Source organism: Micromonospora rifamycinica (assembly GCF_900090265.1).
Taxonomy (GTDB): domain Bacteria; phylum Actinomycetota; class Actinomycetes; order Mycobacteriales; family Micromonosporaceae; genus Micromonospora; species Micromonospora rifamycinica.
This window is the reverse complement of sequence record NZ_LT607752.1, coordinates 3505252-3520412: the sequence shown is the minus strand read 5'-3', so window position 1 is coordinate 3520412 and position 15161 is coordinate 3505252. Positions and strand designations below refer to the sequence as shown.

Below are 15161 nucleotides of genomic sequence, written 5' to 3'. Positions count from 1 at the left end.
CCGGTTCGATGGGCTATGTACGACTTTCCGGACCCGGAAGGGCCGGCCAGCAGGACCACGCGGTGGGGACATTCCATTACTTTGAGTAACTCCGGCCAGACGGATTGCGATCAAATTGCATCAACATCTCATCACACCTCCGGTGACCGACAACCTGGGCTTTCTCTTTCAGGGGAGGCGTGATGGAATCTCGGAGGTCCGACCCGCCGGGTCGGTTGCTGGGCGTTGCCCGTGGCAACGCGGAGACGCTGTAATCGCGAGGGCGGTGACGTGAGCAAACGGCCAACGACGGCGGGCTCCTTCCTGTCGCGTCTGCGTCGGCCGGCCGGCCGGCTCCGCGACATGCCGATCTGGTCCAAGCTCGGCCTGATCATGATCGTGCCGACCATCGCCACGGTCGTCGTGGGCACCAGCGGCCTGGTGGACCACCTGCAGACGCTCAACAACGCCAACCGGGCGGGTGACCTGGCCAACCTGGTGGGTTACTCCGGTGACCTGGTCAACACCCTCCAGGACGAACGCACCAACGCCGTCCTGCTGCTCGGCTCGCCCAAGGGGCAGGCCCGTGAGCAGTACCAGGAGGCGTACAACCGGGTCAACCAGCGGGTCGACCAGTCCAAGGTGCCCTACTCGCAGCAGCGCGCCGAGATCGAGGGCCTGCCGGCGACCCTGGAGACACAGCTCGACCGGATCGACAGCGACCTCACCGAGATGCCCGGCATCCGCAGCCAGGTCTACAACGGCAAGCTCCGCCTCAGCGAGGCGGTCAGCCGGTACACCGGTCTGATCAACAACCTGATCACCATCCGCGACTCGGCCACCCAGCTCGCCGGCGACAACGACCTGAGCGACCAGATGCGGGCCGCCGCCGCGATGGCCCGGGCCAAGGAGTACGCCTCGGTCCGCCGGATCGCGGTGCACCAGGTGCTGCTCCAGAGGGCGTACACCCCGGCCCTGCGGGAGCTGTACATCTCCAGCAACACCGGTGAGCAGCAGGCGCTGCAGAGTTTCCAGGCGGTGGCGACCCGCGCCGAGCGCGAGTTCCAGGACCAGAGCGTCTCCGGCTCGGACCGGCGCCAGGCGGACATCTACGCCGGCCAGGTCAGCGCGTTGAACAGCGACAAGCTGGACGGCCTCACCTTCACCACCGACCAGTGGGACGCGGCCATGGTCGCGTACGCCCAGCTCAACCGCTCCGTCGAGGTACGCCTCGACAGCGACGTCGTGGCCAAGGCCGACGAGCTGCGCTCCGACGTCCAGCGCCAGGTCTTCCTGGAGACCGGCCTGCTGCTCAGCATGCTGCTGCTGGCGATCCTCTTCGCCTACCTGGTCGCCCGGTCGATGGCCCGGTCCCTGCGCGAGCTGCGGCAGGGTGCCCTGTCGATCGCCCAGTTCGGCCTGCCGCAGGCGGTGGCCCGGCTGCGTGACCCGCAGTTCACCGGCCAGCAGTCCCCGGCCCAGCTCGCCAACCAGATCGCCGAGCCGCTGCCGGTCCGCAGCCGGGACGAGTTCGGCCAGGTGACCGAGGCGTTCAACGCCGTCCACCTGGAAGCCGTCCGGACCGCCGCCGAGCAGGCCGCGCTCCGCTCCTCGGTCGCGACGATGTTCGTCAACCTCGCCCGCCGCTCGCAGATCCTGGTCGACCGGCTGATCGGCCACCTCGACCGGCTGGAGCGCGGCGAGGAGGACCCGGACCGTCTGGCCGAGCTGTTCCAGCTCGACCACCTGGCCACCCGGATGCGCCGCAACGACGAGAACCTGCTGGTCCTCGCCGGTGCCGACTCCACCCGGGTGCAGCGGGAGCCGGCCGCCCTGATCGACGTGCTGCGCGCCGCGCAGTCCGAGGTCGAGCACTACACCCGGATCGAGTTCGGGATCATCGACCGGGACATCGAGGTCTCCGCGCACGCGGTCAACGACCTGGTCCACCTGGTAGCCGAGCTGTTCGACAACGCGACGGCGTTCTCCCCGCCGGACTCCCAGGTGATGGTCGAGGCCCGCCGGGTCGGCGACCGGGCGTCGCTCTACGTCGAGGACCGGGGCATCGGCATCAGCGCCGAGCAGCTGGCCGACCTCAACGAGCGGCTCGCCACCCCGCCCCAGGTCGACGTGGCCGTCTCCCGGATGATGGGCCTGGTCGTGGTCGCCCGGTTGGCGTCCCGGCACGGCGTCAAGGTGGAGCTGCGTCCCGGCACCGACCGGGGCACGGTGGCCGAGGTGGTCCTGCCCACGTCGGTGCTGGTGCCCCGCGCCCTCACCGGCCGGGCCCCGGGCACCCCCGGCCTGCCGGCCGCCGGCCCGCAGTTCGGTGGCGCCGCGCCCGCCTTCGGTGGCGCCCCCACCCCCGCCTTCGGTGGTGCTTCCACCCCGGCCTTCGGCGGCTCCCCGGCCCCCGCCCTCGGCGGCTCCGGTGGTACCCCGGCCTTCGGGGCGCTCCCCGCACTCGGCAACGGCCAGCCGGCGGCCGCCCGGCACGGCGAATCCGGCAACCAGGTCACCTTCGGCGGACGCCCCTTCGACCCGGCTCCGCGCAACGGTTCCCCCGCTCCCGCCAACGGTGGGCGGGGGATGCCCGCCTGGTCGGACCTCACCGGTGCCGGTGGGATCAACGGCGGGGACGGCTTCACCCCGCGCACCACGAACGGCCAGCAGATCGACCCGCTGCCCCAGCGGCGCAGCGGCGACGACCCGGACAGCACCGGCCAGCAGCCGGTCATCCCGCGCCAGCTGCCGAGCAGCCCGGAGGCCCGGCCGTACAGCTCCCCGCCGGTCCCGCCGGTTTCGGCACCGCCGCTGCCCCCCTCGTATCCGTCCGCGCCGGTGTCGGGTCAGCCGGTCTCCGGCTATCCGGTGTCGGGCCAGCCGGTGTCGGGTCAGCCGGTCTCCGGCTACCCGGTGTCGGGCCAGCCGGTCTCCGGCTATCCGGTGTCGGGTCAGCCAGCCCCGGGATATCCGGTGTCGGCGTCCCCGTACGCCGGTCAGCCGGGTCCGGTCGCGCCGGTCTCCGGGTCGCCCAGCGCTCCGCTGCCGTCCCGGCCGACCTCGGGCGGTGCCGCGCCGGGTGCCGCCGCGCCGCCGGCCTGGCCGCCGGTGGCCAACCCCGAGCGGGACACCGCCACCCCGCCGGTCCCGGAGCGGCTCGCCGCCGCCCTGGACATGACCACCGAACTGCCCCGGGTGCCGCGCACCGAGTCGGCAGCGCCGGCACCACGGCAGCCCGCGGCCCCGCCGGTGCGGGCCGGGCAGCCGTCGTCGGTCGGCCAACGGCCGTCGGCTCCGCAGCAGGCACCCCAGCAGCGGTACGCGGACGAGACGATGGAGCTGCCGATTTTCCGGGAGCTCGAATCGGCCTGGTTCCGCACCCGCAAGCCGGGTCCGGAGGAGGCGCCCGGTGCCCGCCAGCCGGCGGGCGGCGGCACCATGACCGCGCGGTCCACCATGGCCGGCCCCGCCGTTCAGTACCCCGCCCCAGGGACGACAGGTAGCGCACCGATGGCAGAGACTGCGCCGGCCGGAGGCATGCCGCGCGACAACGGGACGACGAACGGGGGCCTCCCCGGTCGCGGTGACGGCCCGGCGACCCGTCGCCCCGCCCCGCAGCCCACCGCCTGGCAGACCGCCGCCGACGACGGCTGGCGGGCGGCGGTGGCCGCGACCGAGGCGCCGGTGGCCGGGACCACCCAGACCGGCCTGCCGAAGCGGACGCCGATGGCGCAGCTCGTGCCGGGGGCGATCGAGAAGCCGGCCGCGTCGGTGCAGCGACGTACGCCGGAAGCGGTCAGGGGTCTGCTCTCGGCCTACCATCGAGGTGTGCAACGCGGCCGGACCACCTCGGACAACCCCACCAACCCGGACGCGACTCCGGGCGGGCAGCAATCCTCGCCGTCTGGCTTCGGCCCGGCGGGCGGGAGCGGGCAGAAGGAGCAAGAAGGATGACAACTACGCAGGATCTTGGTTGGCTGCTGGCCAACTTCGCCGACCGGGTGCCGGGTGTCGCGCACGCGGTCGCGGTATCCGCCGACGGCCTGCTCCTCGCTTCGTCGCGCGACCTGCCCCGGGACCGGGCCGACCAGCTGGCCGCGATCGCGTCCGGCCTGGTCAGCCTGACCCAGGGGGCGGCCCGCTGCTTCGAGGGCGGCGCGGTGCTGCAGACCGTCGTCGAGATGGACAACGGTTTCCTGTTCCTGATGTCCATCTCGGACGGCTCGTCGTTCGCCGTGCTGGCCGCCCGCAGTTGCGACGTCGGTCAGGTCGGCTACGAGATGGCGTTGCTGGTCGACCGGGTGGGTGACGCGCTCACCCCGCAGGCCCGTACGGCTGTCGGGATGATGGGCTGATCGGGCTGGCCATCCGGTCGGCACGGGACGACAACAACGACGGGTTCCACCGGGTGAGAGCCGGTGTCGGGTGCGAAGGAGGTGAGCGGCTACATGATCGATCGTGACGAACCGACAGGCGCGTTGGTCCGACCGTACGCCGTGACCCGTGGTCGTACCCGTCCCCGGCTCGACATCGCCCTGGAGGCGCTCGTCGAGACGACGGTGCGCGGTCGCGCTGCTGCCGGTGGCAACGGCGGTCAGGGCCGGGAGCACCAGTACATCGCCGCGCTGTGTGACGGACGCGTGCAGTCGCTGGCCGAGATCGCGGCCCGGATGCAGCTTCCGCTCGGCGTGGCCCGGGTGCTCATCGCCGACATGGCGACGGACGGCCTGGTCGCGGTCCACGAGCCGACCATCTTGGACGACTCGGACGACGCGGTGGGCACTGAACTGCTGGAGAGGGTGCTGAGTGGACTTCGCAGGCTCTGACATGTCGCAGCGACCGCCTGCCCCGAACGGGCGCGTGACGTCGGCGAAGATCGTTATCGCCGGTGGGTTCGGCGTCGGCAAGACGACGCTGGTCGGTTCGGTCTCGGAGATCACACCGCTGACCACCGAGGCCATCATGACCTCCGCGGGCGTGGGCGTCGACGACACCCGGCAGGTGCCGGGCAAGACGACGACCACGGTGGCGATGGACTTCGGCCGTATCTCGATCGACCGGGATCTGATCCTGTACCTGTTCGGGACGCCCGGTCAGACGCGGTTCTGGTTCATGTGGGACGAGCTGGTCCGGGGCGCCATCGGCGCCGTGGTCCTGGTCGACACCCGCCGGTTGGCCGACTGCTTCGCGGCGATCGACTTCTTCGAGCACCGGCGGTTGCCGTACCTGGTGGCCATCAACTGCTTCGACGGGATGCAGTACCACGACCCGCAGGACGTCCGGGACGCGCTGGCGATCTCGACCGACGTCCCGGTGGTGGCCTGCGACGCCCGTAACCGCGAGTCGACCAAGCACGTGCTGATCTCGCTGGTCGAGTACGTGCTGACCATGCGTCGTTCGCGCGCGGCGGCACCGGCCTGACCGATCTCGACGCGCCCGGTGGCGGCTCCGGCCGTGACCGGGCGCGTCCGCGTGTAGGGACGGCCAGAGCGCCGGGCTGCCCGCGGGGACGGCCAGAGCGCCGGCCGTGTCCGAGGGGGGACGGCCAGAGCGCCCGCGCCCGTCGGAGCGCACGCCCGGCAGGCCGGTCGGGTCGCCCGCCTCAGGGGAGCCGGCACCACAGTGACCGGCCGGACACACCATCTCGGTGTGCCCGGCCAGCGTGGGTTTTTGTCAGGACCGGTAGCCGGCGGAGCGGAACTCGTACTCCCGGTCGTCGTCCCGCTCGGTCGGATCCCGGCTGAAGTCCCAGCCGCCGGCGGCCTCACGCCCCGGCCGACCGCCGACCGCGAAGCCGCCGATCTCCTGTCCCCGCCGCCAACCCCGGAAGTAGCCGGTGGTGTTCTCGGCGAGGCTCGCCGCGTCCCGGACGATGCGCAGCGGACGCTCCTCGCGCAGCGGTGAGCCGGGCACCAGGTTGGCCTGGGGAACCCGCTTGGGCAGCCCGGCAGGGGTTTCCGCACCCACCGCCGGACGGGCCACCTTCTCGGCGGCCTGCCAGCCGGTGTCCGCGGTGGACGACCACTCCAGGTCGCTCTCGTCGCCGTGCCCGACGAACCACGCCGACTTGGCCTGGGCGAAGATCAGCAGATCACCGTCGCCCTCGTCGGAAACCGGCGGCGGCCGGTGCTCCATCGGCGGGGGACGGCGCTCGACCGGCTCCGGCCGACGGTCCAGGCTGGCCCGTTCGCTGCGGATCGGCCGCTCGGGACGGTCCAGGGGTTCCGGCCGCTCGGGACGGTCGAGCCGCTCGGGGCGGTCGAGGCGCGCGGCCCGGTCGGGGCGGTCGAGCCGCCCGGGACGGTCGACCCGGGTGGGGCGGTCCAGGTGTTCCGCCCGGTCGAGGCGTTCCGGACGCTCGGACCGGCCGGGCCGGGCGGACCGGCCGGCCTCCTCCCGGTCGACCAGGCGCAGGGGCGGAGTGTCCAGGTGCGTGTCGGCGGTGTCGAGGCCGTCCCGTAGCGCCCGGTCGGCCAGCGGCGGCGGCTCCACCAGCCGCAGCATCGGCGGCTCCTGGGGCAGGTCGTCGGCGAGCCAGGGCGGGGTGACCCGACGCCCGGCCCCGGGGTCGGCAGGGGCGTCCCCCGGGCGGCCGGCCCGCTCACCGTACGCCGGGACCACCGGGTTGTCGGCGGAGCTGGCGGCCGGGTCCTCGGGGTTGTTGACCAGCGGCCAGTTCGCCCGCGAGCCCGGCGGGGCGGTGGGCTCCGGCTCGGGCCGGGAGATCGGCACCGGCACGTTCAGGTCGGTCGCGCTGAAGCCGCCGGTGGGCGTCGAGAGCGCGCCGGTCGTCTTGGGCCGGGGCGGGATCACGGTGCGCTGCCGTTCGGCCCGGGCGTTGTTGATAGCGGCCGTGGTCAGCGTCGGCCGGAACGGCTCACCGGCCTCGGCGGGCGGCACGTTGCCACGCTGCGCCGGGGCGATCGGCGTGATGCCCGGCGGAGGCGGCGGTGGGGCCGAGACCGGCCGGTTGGCCGGTGCGTCCATCCCCCGCCGGATCGGCGGGATCATCGTGGTCGGGGCGTCCGACGCCGATCGGGCCGCCGGGTCGACGCGTCCGGGTGGTGCCGAGGTCGGCAGCGTGGACACGGCCGCCGGGGTCACCGGGCGGGGAGCTACGGGCGGCGGGGCGACCGGGGCGGGGGCGACCGGCGGCGGACCGAGCGGCCGGGGTGCGGTCGGTGTCGCCCCGCCGGGGACCGGCTCGGGGCGGCTGCGCCGGCCGGTCGGGACGGGCGGCGCCGGCTCGACGGGCCGCAGTGGACGCAGACCGGTGCCGGTGCCGCTGATGCCGGTCAACTCGCCGACCTGCTCGCCGCGGCGGGCGGCGGCCCGGCGGCCCAGCGGGCTCGGGGCGCTGACCCGGGTGCTGAGCGCGCTCACCAGCGCCTCGCAGCCGGCGTCGCAGGCACGTACCGCGGCGACCGACTGCCGGACGGTCTCGGCCACGGCGGAGGTGAGCGCCCGGTTGACGGTGGCCCGGCGCGGCGTCTCGGCGATGGCCACCCGTAGCGCGGTGACCGCTGCCTCGATCTCCCCGGCCTCGGCCACTCCGTCGGCGGTGAGCTGCGCGGTCACCGCGTCGGCGGCCACCGACAGGTCGCGGCCCCGGGCCGAGGTCCCGCCGAGCATGTTCGGCTCGGGCAGCGCGTCCAGGACGGCCAACGCCACCGGCTCGGCCGGGTCCGGGTACGCCCGCAGGGCGGCCGGGTAGAGCTCGCGGAGCACCTCGCGCAGCGCCACGGCAGCGGAGTGCCGGCCGCTGGACAGCGCGGCGTGCGCGGCGAGGACCTGCTTGAAGCCGGCCAGATCCCGGGAGGCCGGGAGGGTGACCGCGGAGAGCGCGCCGGCCTGGAGGGCGCGGGCCAGGCCCACCGCCCGCCGTTCGGCCGGCGCGGACTGCATCTCCTCCAGGGAGTCGTCGTCGGCGAACCGCTCGGCGAAGTCGTCGACCGAGTCGTCGTCGGCGATGGCCAGTGGACGACCGGCCGCGCTCAGCAGCGAGGTGACCGCGTGGTCGTCGCTGTCGGCGGCGATCGCCACGCCGCTCGGCCCGCCCGACCGTTCCACGAGGAGCGTGACGAGCTGGGCGTAGCCCGCCGCGTCGTCACCGATCTCGTAGACATGCAGCAGACGGCCTGCGTCGTCGACCACGGCGGACGTCAGCGTCGATCCGGCCGAGGCCGGTCGGTCGGCCGGATCTGCCGAGGCCAGACCGCAGTACACGCGCACGAGCGCCACGGCGTCGTCCTCCTCCCGGGACACAGGTCTATTCTCTGCCAGCCACTGATGCTCCCCGCTCAGGGTCAGTCGCGCCAGTCCACGACGGCAGAGATCTTGCCGACAATGGTGCGCCATCCCAGACTTGCGGTCTGTGCCCCGATTTTCTTCAGCCGCCTACGGCCGAGAAATCCACCGACTCCGCCGTTGACAGAAGCGCGGAGCGCCTCGTCGAGGTCGTCCAGGCTGGAACCGGCCGAGAGCATGTCGAGCACGGCGGGTAGCCGCAGGGCATAGGACAGGTCACGGGCCACCTCGCCGGCCTCGATAAGGAGGGTCGGATCCCACGTGTCGTGCCCGCCGCGCAGGTTCTCGACGACCAGGTCGAGTTCGTAGGTGTCCTCGTCGCGCGGGGCGATGTCGGCCGGCTCCACCCGTTCGGACAGTTCATTCCAACCGTCCAGTTGAGACAGATCGTTGGGTGCGCCGGACCGGATGAAGGTGACGAGCGATTCGGGCGTCTTGAACAACAGCAGCCGGCCCTTGTGGCTCAGGAAGACCGGCACCTCCTCGTCGTCGTCCTCGTCGGCGCTGTCGGCGTCAGCCTCCGCGGCGTCGTCGTCGTCGGCGTCGGCAGCGTCGGCGTCGTGCTTGCCGTCGGCGTCGTCCTTGCGGTCGTCGTCCTTGCGGTCGGCGTCGTCCTCGTCGTCCCCGGCCGAGAGGGCAGCGAACTCCTCGTCGAGGATCACCACCTCCTCGTCGTCCTCGGTCTCGACGACCTGGCGGCGGGCCAGGAAGGGGTCGTCCTCGTCGCGCTCGGCGACGTCCGTCGGGGTCAGCTCACGCGCGGGCCGGTACGCCCGGAGCGTGAAACCGGTGCCGGCGGGCAGGGCGATCTCGACCGGGTCGATGGCGAACTCGTCCCAGAGCGAGCGGTCGACCGTGCCGGGCTCCAGGTCCGGCCCGTCGGTGTCGCCGAGCTCGGGTTCGTCGGCGTCGGGCCGTTGGGGCGACTGGCGGGCCACGCTGACCTCCGTGTGCGTCGGGTTGCCCACTTGGCGGCACCGCGGCTGCCAAGTGACTCTGGGCACATACCCTAATGGGCGTCCGTCCATCGGCCGACCCCGCACCCCGACGGCGGTCGAAACCGGCGATCGCTGGCGGTCCGACCGACTGACAAGTAGCGTAACTACGCATGAAGGCTCAGGCGCTGCACGGCCACCTCGACGCCCTGCTGCTGGCCGTGCTGGAGCAGGGCGAACTGCACGGTTACGCCGTCATCGAGGCGCTGCGCGCCCGCAGCGACGGCCAGCTCGACCTGCCGACCGGCACCATCTACCCGGCGCTGCGCCGACTGGAGCGGGCCGGGCACGTGGCCAGTTCCTGGAGCACCGTCAACGGCCGGGAGCGGCGTACCTACCGGCTCACCGACTCCGGTCGGGGCGCACTGGCCGGCGAGCGGGCCGGCTGGCGTGAGTTCAGCGCCACCGTCGGCCGCTTCCTCGACCCGGCCGGCCCGGCTCCCTCACCCGCCTGATCCCGCCGCCCGGCCACGGCCGGGCTGCCCGCCCGGCACCGCCGCCGGTCGTCGGAGGCGACCCGGGGCATCCGGTGGCCACGGTGTACCGCGTCGCCGGTCAGCGGGCGGCGGTCAGCCAGGAACGGGTGGCCCGGAACAGCGAGAAGTGCGCGGCACCGGCCAGCACCGCACCGACGATCATCGGCGGCCAGGTCACGGCGGCTTCCCACAGCCCGACCGACCAGCCGAAGAGCGCCGTCCCGGCGACCGCACCGAAGGCGAGCGTGCCGACCAGCCCCAGCCCGAGCAGCCGACCCGCCGGCGTGCCGGCCCGTCCCCGCCGGGCCGCCCAGCGTCCGGACAGCAGGATGGCCAGCGCCAGCCCGGCCACGGCCAGCCAGACCGCGTTCAGCGACGCGGAGAGCAGCTGGTAGCCGGCCGGAGGAGGCGTCCCGCCGTCGCTCCAACTCGACCCCTGCCAGGTGAGGTCCCCGCCGGCCGACAGCACCACCGCGATCCCCAGCGCCCGCCGGGACAGCCCGCGCAGCGCCCCGGCGGCCAGCTCCGCCTGGTACGCCGGGACCAGCTCACCCGGCGTCCCGAAGTCGGCCACCGCACGCCGTTCGGCCTCCCGCGCCGGCAACCCCCCGTCCCGGTACGCCTCGGTCGCGTCGTGCAGCGCGTCCCGCACCTCGCGGAGCAGTTCGGTCTTCATCCGCTTCGGGCCGTGCAGCCGGGACGTCAGGTCACGGAGCCGCTCGTCGATCCCCACCTCGTCGCAGGCGCGCATGGCACCACCCTGCCACGGCCGGCGCCCCGGCGCGTCGGGGAGATTCCCGGACCCGCGTCCCGGTCGGTCAGGGTGTCAGGGCCAGGTATCCGCGCTCGGCGGCCTGCTGGAGCAACCACTGGTCCCGGTACCAGCCGGGGCTCGCCACCAGGTCGGCGTGCCGTCCACGTTGGATGACCCGTCCGGCGTCCAGGACCACGACCTCGTCCAGCCCGGCCAGCCCGCTGAGCCGGTGGCTGATCAGCAGCACCGAGTGCCCGACGGGGGTGGCCGCCAGCGCCCCGGCGAGCACCGCGTCGGCGGCGGCCGGGTCGAGGCCCTCGGTCGGTTCGTCCAGCACCAGCACGCCGGGGGCGGCGAGCAGTGCGCGGGCCAGCGCGAGTCGTTGCCGCTGCCCGCCGGAGAGCTGCCCGCCCTCCTCGCCGACCAGGGTGTCCCAACCGTCCGGCTGCTCCCGCACCCAGTCCAGCAGGCCGGCGGCCCGGCTCGCGTCGGCCAGCTCCGCCTCGCCCGCGTCGGGTCGGCCGAGCAGCAGGTTCTCCCGTACCGAGGCGTGGAAGACGTACGCCTCGGCGAGCAGCCCGCCGATCGCCCGGGGCAGCTCCGCGGGCGGGTACGCCGACACGTCCCGCCCGGCCAGGGTGACCCGGCCGGCGTCGGGCACCACCGCCCCGGTCAGCACCGCGGCCAGGGTGCTCTTGCCGGCCCCGCTGGGGCCCACGACGGCGATCCGCCGGCCGGCGGGCAGGTCGAGGTCGATCCCGGCCAGGGCGGGCGCGGCACCCTCCCGGTAGCGCACGACGACCCCGTGGAAGCGGACGTCGTACCCGAGGGTGGTGGCGGCGTCCGGGGCCGCCGGCTCCGGGCGTCGGGGCGGCCGGCTCGCGGGCTCGTCGAGCAGGGCGGCGACCCGGGACAGGCCGGCGCGCAGTTGGGTGCGCTGCCGGGCCGCGCCGACCAGCGCCAGCGCGATCTCCACGGCGGCGAGGGCACCGATCGCGAGTACGCCCACCAGCACCCCGCCCACCTGCGCGCGCAGGGCGGTGAGCACGACCCCGGCGGCGGTCAGTCCGGCGACCAGTACCCCGGCCGCGTCCACCGCGAACCCGGTCGCGGCGAGCCGGCGCTCCAGCCGGGCCAGCCGGTCGGCGCGGCGGGTGGCGGCCCGTAACGCCTGGCCGGTCGCCCCGAAGGCGGCCAGGTCGGCGGCGCCCTGGGTGAGGTCGACGGCGTCGGTGGCGAGTGCCCCGCGCAGCGGCGCCACCTCGTCGGCGGCCCGTCGGGTCAACGTGGTGGCCAGCATCGGCAGCGCCACCCCGGCGACCAGCAGGCCGACCGCGAGCACCCCGGCGGAGGGCAGCGAGATCAGCGCGGCCCCGCCGACGGCGGCGACCCCGACCAGGGCCGCCGCCGCCCCCGGGACGAGCACCCGCAGCAGCAGGTCCTGGACCGCCTCCACGTCGGAGACCAGCCGGCTCAGGGCGTCGCCGGTGCGGGGGACGGCCCGGCCGGGGCGGGCGGCGAGGGTGGCGAAGACCCGGGCGCGGACGTCGGTGACCAGGCGCAGGACGGCGTCGTGGCCGGCGAGTCGCTCGGTGTACCGCAGCACGCCCCGGCTGACGGCCAGCGCCCGGACGGCGACGATGGCGACGGTGAGCCGGTCCAGCGGTGGCTGGCCGGCGGCGCTCATCAGCAGCCAGGTGGCGGTGGCCATCAGGGCCAGCCCGGCGAACTCGGTGGCCGAGGCGAGCAGCCCGGCCCCGAGCAGCCGACCCAGGTACGGTCGGGCCAGCCGCAGCACCACCCGCTCGGGCCGTTCGACCCGTGCGGCCCGCTCGGTGGGGGCGGCCCGTGCGGCCCGCTCGGTGGGGGCGGGACCGGTGCTCATCGGCTGGCCTCCCCGGCCGGGGTCGGGGTCAGTTCGGTTACCCGGCCGGCGGCGACGTGCAGCACCCGGTCGGCGTCCGCCAGCAGGGCCGGCCGGTGCGCCACCAGCAGGGCGGTACGACCGGCCACCAGTCGCCGGGTGGCCTCCAGGACGACCGCCTCGCTCGCGGTGTCCAGCCGGGCGGTCGGCTCGTCGAGCAGCACCAGCGGGGCGTCCCGGAGGAAGGCGCGGGCCAGGGCGACCCGTTGCCGCTGGCCGCTGGACAGCCCGTGGCCCCGCTCGCCGAGCAGGGTCTCCAGCCCGTCGGGGAGGGCGCGCACGACCTCACCCAGGGCGGCGTCGGCGACCGCGCGGGCCAGGGTGGCGTCCGGGGTGTCGGGGGCGCCGAGCCGGATGTTGTCGGCCAGCGTGGCGGCGAACAGGTGGGCCCGCTGTGGCACCCAGGCGATCTGCCGACGCCAGTCGTCGGGGTCGACGTCGGCCAGGTCGACCCCGTCGACGGTGATCCGGCCGGCGGTCGGGGTGACGAAGCCGAGCAGCAGGCCGAGCAGGGTGCTCTTGCCGGCGCCGCTCGGCCCGACGATGGCGATCCGTTCGCCGGGCCGGACGGTGAGCGTGACGTCCCGGAGCGCGGTGGTCCGCTGGTAGGCGACGGTGACGTCGTGGAACCGGATCTCGCCGGCCCCGGACGCCGTCCGGGCGGTGCCGCCGGCCGGCACCGGACCGGCCGGCACCGTGGCGGCCGGGCCGCCGGCCACGGCGGGGACGGCGGCCGGAGCGCTGGCCCCGGACCCGGCCGGAGCGCCGGGAACGGCGGAGACGGTCAGCGCCTCGTCCAGCGCGGTGAGCCCTTCCATGCTGGCGTGGAACCGGCTGCCGGCGACCCGCAACGGCAGGTACGCCTCCGGGGTGAGCAGCAGCACCAGCAGCGCGGTGGCCAGGGTGATCCCGCCGTCGAGCAGCCGGATGCCGACCGGCACCGCGACCAGCGCGACCGACAGGGTGGCGACCAGCTCCAGCACCAGCGCGGAGAGGAAGGCGATCCGCAGGGTCTTCATGGTGGCGGCCCGGTGCCCGTCGGCCATCCGGCGGACCACCTCGGTCTGTGCCCTGGCTCGACCGAACGCGCGCAGGGTGGGCAGCCCGGCGATCATGTCGAGGAAGTGCCCGCCGAGCATCGACAGCCGCCGCCACTGCCGTTCGGTGGCGGCCTGGGCCTGCCAGCCGAGCAGCGCGCCGAAGACCGGGATCAGCGGCAGGGTCAGCACGACGATCAGTGCCGAACTCCAGTCGGCGAGGACCAGCCGGGCGAGCACGGCCGCCGGCACGGTGACACTGAGCACGAGCTGGGGGAGGTAGCCGGTGAAGTAGGCGTCCAGCGCGTCGAGGCCGCGCCCGGCGAGGGTGGCGAGCTGCCCGGCCCGCTGGCCGGCGACCCAGCCCGGACCGTGCCGGCCGACCGCGGCGAGCAGGTCGGCCCGGAGGGTGGCCTTGACGGTGGCGGCGGCCCGCGCGGCGACGGTGCCCTGCCCCCAGGTGACCAGGGACCGCGCGCCGACGGCGACGACGAAGCCGGCCAGCGCGACGGTGTCCAGCCGCCCGTGGATGCCGGTGGCGAGCACCGTGGCCAGGGCGGTGGCCTGGGCGACGACCAGCAGCGCGGTGAGCCCGCCGAGGGCCGCGAGCACGGCGAGGTCGCGCCGGGCCGCGGGAACCCGGCGCAGCAGACGCGGGTCGAAGGGACGGCGGTTCACCAGTACACCGGTGCCCTGCCGTCGGTCCGTCCCCGGAACACCCACCAGCACATCGCCTGGAAGCCTAGTAGGGCCGGCAGGAGGGGCAGCGCCAGCCAGCCCAGTAACCGCAGGGTCGGCCCACTGGCCGCCGCGTCGGCGACACTCAGCGTGGCCGCCGGGTCGACGGTGGAGACCAGCGCGGCCGGCCAGAGCGCCGCACCGGTTACGGCCACCGGCAGCGCCAGCGCCGCGCCGGTGGCGGCGAGGGCCACCCCGGGCCGACCGCGCCCGAGCGCCGCCCGGGCCACCAGCAACGCCCCGACCAGCGCCACCACCAGGAGTACGGCGGGCAGCGGCTGGCGGACCGTGGCGCGTACCCGGTCGGCGAGCAGGCCCAGCGCGGTGGCCGCGCCGACCGTGGCGAGTGCCCCGGTGACCAGCCGGCGGGCCAGCCGGGCGGTGGCCGGGGTGTCGGCCGCCGGCAGTCGCAGGGTGAGGAAGGTCGCACCGTGCGCCGCGACCAGGGCGGTCAGCGCGAGCCCGGTGGCGGCGACGAACGGGGTCGCCAGGTGGGTCACCCCGGCGACGTGGCCGTCGACCCCCAGCGGTACGCCCTGGAGCTGCCCGGCGAGCAGGGCGCCCCAGCCGAACGCGGCCAGCGCGCTGCCGGCCGCCACCACCCGCTCCCAGCCCTGCCGCGCGGACGCCCCGGTGACGCGACTGCGCAGCTGTACGCCGACGGTGACCAGGATCACCCCGGCCAGGGCCCCGGCGACGGCGGGGTAGTGGCCGGAGAGGAGCTCCCCCTCCAGGGTGGGGAAGGCGCCGAAGAGCAGGCCGACGGCGGCCACCAGCCAGACCTCGTTGCCGAGGAAGAACGGGCCGAGCGCGGTCAGTGTGGCGCGGTGCGCCGCCGGGGTGCCGCGCCGGGCCAGCAGCAGCCCGACCCCGTAGTCGAGGCCGCCGAGGACCAGGTAGCCGGCGAAGAAGAGACCGAGCAGGGCGTACCAGACGGGTGCCATCGGG

General features: G+C 75.0%; 11 protein-coding genes. 5 read left to right on the top strand and 6 right to left on the bottom strand.

Annotated features, from left to right (window positions below; genetic code table 11):
* The first annotated feature begins 270 nt into the window (after window positions 1–270).
* The 4 genes from GA0070623_RS14340 to GA0070623_RS14325 all read left to right on the top strand — a co-directional run bounded on the left by GA0070623_RS14340 (window position 271) and on the right by GA0070623_RS14325 (window position 5403).
* Window positions 271–3936, top strand: coding sequence for a sensor histidine kinase (locus GA0070623_RS14340; protein WP_067304726.1), 3666 nt, complete (start codon window positions 271–273; stop codon window positions 3934–3936).
* On the top strand, window positions 3933–4337 hold the full coding sequence (locus GA0070623_RS14335) for a roadblock/LC7 domain-containing protein (protein WP_067304724.1): 405 nt from the start codon (window positions 3933–3935) through the stop codon (window positions 4335–4337). Before GA0070623_RS14340 ends, GA0070623_RS14335 begins: the two co-directional genes overlap by 4 nt.
* Before the next feature lie 93 nt (window positions 4338–4430).
* A complete protein-coding gene (locus GA0070623_RS14330) occupies window positions 4431–4808 on the top strand; it encodes a DUF742 domain-containing protein (RefSeq protein ID WP_067304754.1) in 378 nt (125 codons plus the stop codon).
* A 1-nt stretch (window position 4809) separates the two neighbouring features.
* On the top strand, window positions 4810–5403 hold the full coding sequence (locus tag GA0070623_RS14325) for a GTP-binding protein (RefSeq protein WP_067304720.1): 594 nt from the start codon (window positions 4810–4812) through the stop codon (window positions 5401–5403).
* Between the two features lie 252 nt (window positions 5404–5655).
* Here GA0070623_RS14325 and GA0070623_RS14320 read toward each other — a convergent pair whose 3' ends face one another.
* Together GA0070623_RS14320 and GA0070623_RS14315 are read right to left on the bottom strand one after the other, a co-directional pair.
* The gene (locus GA0070623_RS14320) at window positions 5656–8247 is read right to left on the bottom strand and encodes a transposase (RefSeq protein WP_067304717.1); all 2592 of its coding nucleotides are present in this window, start codon (window positions 8245–8247) and stop codon (window positions 5656–5658) included.
* A 41-nt stretch (window positions 8248–8288) separates the two neighbouring features.
* Window positions 8289–9257 (bottom strand): DNA primase, encoded by a 969-nt coding sequence (locus tag GA0070623_RS14315; RefSeq protein WP_067304714.1) that lies wholly within the window; start codon window positions 9255–9257, stop codon window positions 8289–8291.
* A gap of 140 nt (window positions 9258–9397) precedes the next feature.
* On the opposite strand from GA0070623_RS14315, the gene GA0070623_RS14310 reads away from it, so the two are divergent.
* Complete coding sequence (locus GA0070623_RS14310) at window positions 9398–9739, top strand: PadR family transcriptional regulator (protein ID WP_067304711.1); 342 nt, start codon at window positions 9398–9400, stop codon at window positions 9737–9739.
* 100 nt (window positions 9740–9839) lie between these two features.
* On the opposite strand, the gene GA0070623_RS14305 is transcribed toward GA0070623_RS14310, so the two are convergent.
* From GA0070623_RS14305 to GA0070623_RS14290, 4 genes are all read right to left on the bottom strand, one after another.
* Window positions 9840–10511 carry a permease prefix domain 1-containing protein gene (locus tag GA0070623_RS14305; RefSeq protein WP_067304708.1) on the bottom strand — a complete coding sequence of 224 codons (672 nt, stop codon included), beginning with the start codon at window positions 10509–10511 and terminating at the stop codon, window positions 9840–9842.
* Window positions 10512–10578: 67 nt separating this feature from the next.
* The gene (gene cydC, locus GA0070623_RS14300) at window positions 10579–12399 is read right to left on the bottom strand and encodes a thiol reductant ABC exporter subunit CydC (protein ID WP_067304704.1); all 1821 of its coding nucleotides are present in this window, start codon (window positions 12397–12399) and stop codon (window positions 10579–10581) included.
* The gene (cydD, locus tag GA0070623_RS14295) at window positions 12396–14153 is read right to left on the bottom strand and encodes a thiol reductant ABC exporter subunit CydD (RefSeq protein ID WP_067304751.1); all 1758 of its coding nucleotides are present in this window, start codon (window positions 14151–14153) and stop codon (window positions 12396–12398) included. The genes cydC and cydD overlap by 4 nt, the downstream gene beginning before the upstream one ends.
* Window positions 14150–15157, bottom strand: coding sequence for a cytochrome d ubiquinol oxidase subunit II (locus GA0070623_RS14290; RefSeq protein ID WP_067304701.1), 1008 nt, complete (start codon window positions 15155–15157; stop codon window positions 14150–14152). Before GA0070623_RS14290 ends, cydD begins: the two co-directional genes overlap by 4 nt.
* Window positions 15158–15161: the final 4 nt, after the last annotated feature.

Bases quoted from the DNA above. Each gene is read 5' to 3' on its own strand.
- GA0070623_RS14335 (WP_067304724.1), top strand. From the start codon at position 3,933: ATGACAACTACGCAGGATCTTGGTTGGCTGCTGGCCAACTTCGCCGAC.
- GA0070623_RS14330 (WP_067304754.1), top strand. From the start codon at position 4,431: ATGATCGATCGTGACGAACCGACAGGCGCGTTGGTCCGACCGTACGCC.
- GA0070623_RS14325 (WP_067304720.1), top strand. From the start codon at position 4,810: ATGTCGCAGCGACCGCCTGCCCCGAACGGGCGCGTGACGTCGGCGAAG.
- GA0070623_RS14310 (WP_067304711.1), top strand. From the start codon at position 9,398: ATGAAGGCTCAGGCGCTGCACGGCCACCTCGACGCCCTGCTGCTGGCC.
- GA0070623_RS14305 (WP_067304708.1), bottom strand. From the start codon at position 10,511: ATGCGCGCCTGCGACGAGGTGGGGATCGACGAGCGGCTCCGTGACCTG.
- cydC (WP_067304704.1), bottom strand. From the start codon at position 12,399: ATGAGCACCGGTCCCGCCCCCACCGAGCGGGCCGCACGGGCCGCCCCC.
- GA0070623_RS14290 (WP_067304701.1), bottom strand. From the start codon at position 15,157: ATGGCACCCGTCTGGTACGCCCTGCTCGGTCTCTTCTTCGCCGGCTAC.